This is a genomic window from Dysosmobacter sp. (genome assembly GCF_052306735.1).
Taxonomy (GTDB): Bacteria; Bacillota; Clostridia; order Oscillospirales; family Oscillospiraceae; genus Oscillibacter.
Genome location: NZ_DAWBAJ010000084.1, coordinates 1 through 2,585 on the forward strand (window position 1 = coordinate 1; position 2,585 = coordinate 2,585).

General features: G+C 60.0%; 2 protein-coding genes and 1 pseudogene. 1 reads left to right on the forward strand and 2 read right to left on the reverse strand.

Features of this window, described 5'->3' with window-relative positions; translation table 11 throughout:
• Positions 1–70: 70 nt before the first annotated feature.
• Positions 71–715, forward strand: coding sequence for a hypothetical protein (locus ACT67G_RS11880; RefSeq protein ID WP_443664366.1), 645 nt, complete (start codon positions 71–73; stop codon positions 713–715).
• A 59-nt stretch (positions 716–774) separates the two neighbouring features.
• On the opposite strand, the gene ACT67G_RS11885 is transcribed toward ACT67G_RS11880, so the two are convergent.
• Both ACT67G_RS11885 and ACT67G_RS11890 read right to left on the reverse strand, forming a co-directional pair.
• A complete protein-coding gene (locus ACT67G_RS11885; protein ID WP_443664367.1) occupies positions 775–1,992 on the reverse strand; it encodes an NADP-dependent isocitrate dehydrogenase in 1,218 nt (405 codons plus the stop codon).
• 1 nt (position 1,993) lies between these two features.
• Positions 1,994–2,585, reverse strand: a pseudogene (locus tag ACT67G_RS11890) (hydratase); the annotation flags it as partial.

Sequence of the window (2,585 nt, forward strand, 5' to 3'; positions counted from 1 at the left end):
TTTATCGGCAAAATTGATTAAATGACACCAATATCTTTAACTATGTGATACCGGAGCAGGTTTCCCCGATGTGGGTTTGCTGGAGCCCCTGGCGGACGCGTTGGGGCTTCAGGTGCTGGACCTGCTGCGGGGAGAGGAGCAGGAGGAGGCGGAACCGGAGGTGACGGTGCGTCGGGCTCTGATGCTGCTGGTCCGGCAGGCCCGGGAGAAGACCCGGCGGCGGTGGGGGCAGATTTTGGGGAGTCTCCTGGCGCTGGTTCTGGTGGGCTTCGTGTTTTTTGGTATCTTGGTCCGGGCCGGCGTGTTTGAGCGTCCGGTCTCTCTGACGGTGACAGCCGCTGTTTATACTCCGGAGGGAGTGCCGGCAGGGGAGACCGCTGTCACCATTGACGGGGAGCAGTGGTTCCTGGGGGACAAGTCCTTTGTGGGCCGGTTCGCCATTGAAGCCGTGGAAGCCACCTGCCGGGAAGGCGTGGAGGCCCAGATTCAATGGGACGCCATGGGCGTGGAGGGCTGGCAGGATATTCAGTATTATCGCCCCGGGGAATTTTGTTCTCTGGGTGTGGAGCGGATGCTCTATATCACAGAGAATCTGCAGTCCTTTGGGCTAAAGCTGGAGGACGGCACCATCATTGCCACCGATCCGGTCTATGTGCCGCTGCTGATGTCAGGGTATTATTACAGCATTCACACCACATTTTCCAATCAGTTTTGAAAGAACAACTCCCCACGAATCTGCAAGATTCGTGGGGAGTTGTTCTTTATAATAAACAATTAAGCCAATTTATTAGATAATTTCTCCGCGATGGCGCTTAGGAATTCCTCGCTGGTTACCGCTGTGGCAGCAAAGCCCGGCTCCACCAGACCCACCAGATCCTTGGTCATGATCCCGGCGTTCAACGTATCGTAGCAGGCCTCCTCCAGCTTTTCACCGAAGTGCACCAGCTCCGGCAGCTGATCCAGCTCGCCCCGGCGCTTGAGAGCCCCGGACCAGGCGAAGATGGTGGCCATGGGGTTGGTGGAGGTCTCCTCGCCCTTTAAGTACTTGTAGTAGTGGCGGGTGACGGTGCCGTGAGCCGCCTCAAACTCCATGGTGCCGTCGGGGGCCACCAGGACACTGGTCATCATGGCAAGAGAACCGAAGGCGGTGGACACCATGTCGCTCATGACGTCGCCGTCGTAGTTTTTGCAGGCCCAGATGTAGCCGCCCTCGCTGCGGATGACCCGGGCTACGGCGTCGTCGATGAGGGTATAGAAGTAGGTGAGGCCCAGCTTTTCAAACTCCGCCTTGTAACGGCTCTCGTACTCCTCTTCAAAGATCTGCTTGAAGTCCCCGTCGTAGACCTTGGCGATGGTGTCCTTGGTGGAGAACCACAGGTCCTGCTTGGTGTCGATGGCGTACTGGAAGCAGGCGCGGGCAAAGGAGCGGATGGAGCTGTCCTTGTTATGGGCGCCCTGCCACACGGCGGGGCCGTCCACCTTCTGGACCACCACGGTCTGTTCCTTTCCAGAGACGCCTCGGAAGGTCATGGTGCACTCGCCGGGCTCGTCCGTGTGGAAATCCACGCTCTTATAGACGTCGCCGTAGGCGTGACGGGCGATGGTGATGGGCTTTTTCCAGTTCTTCACCACGGGACGGATGGCGTCGATGAGAATGGGCGTGCGGAACACGGTGCCGTCCAGAATGGAGCGGATGGTGCCGTTGGGGCTCTTCCACATCTCCGTCAACTGCGGATACTCTTCCATGCGCTGCTTGTTGGGGGTGATGGTGGCGCACTTGACCGCCACACCGTATTTCCGGGTAGCGTTGGCGGCATCCACCGTCACCTGATCCTGCGTCTCGTTGCGGTGCAGCAGGCCCAGGTCATAGTACTCCGTTTTCAGATCCACAAAGGGCTCGATCAGCATTTCCTTGATCCAGCCCCACAGAACGCGGGTCATCTCATCGCCGTCCATCTCCACGATGGGGGTGGTCATTTTGATTTTATCCATCTCAATCAGCCCTCTTTGCGTAGTAATTCATCAGGCACCCGTCCAGGATGATCTCCTTTTCATCCTCGGTCAGGCCCCGGACGTGGAGCGTCAGCTCCTCCACGGTACCGTTGGCACGGATGACCTTGGCGGGGATGTCCTCGGTGCCGGCGGCAATGGCCGCCCGGATGCCGGGCACAAACACGTAGTCGCCGTTTTCATAGGGGAATTCCGTCCCCTGGTCCAGGGTGAAGGGCAGGATGCCCCAGTTGATGCAGTTGGAGCGGTAGCGCTTGGTGGCAAACTCGTAGCAGATATTGGCGAAGCCGCCCAGCACCTTCTGGCAGGAGGCCGCCTGCTCCCGGGCGGAACCGTCGCCTGGCTTGTTGGCAAAGACACAGGAGCCGAACTGGGTATTGCCCAGCAGGGCCGCGCCGTCACCCACCTTGTCCAGGACGGCCTTCAGCGCCTCCGGAGACTTGCCGGCACGGCGTTCTGCCTCCAGAGCCGCTGCGGCCTTGGCCCGGCCCACATAGGCGGGCTCCCGGCGGGAGAGGGTGAACTCCGCCAGCCGCAGGGGGTTGGAGCGGTAGGAGGAGGTCTCGCCGGAGGGG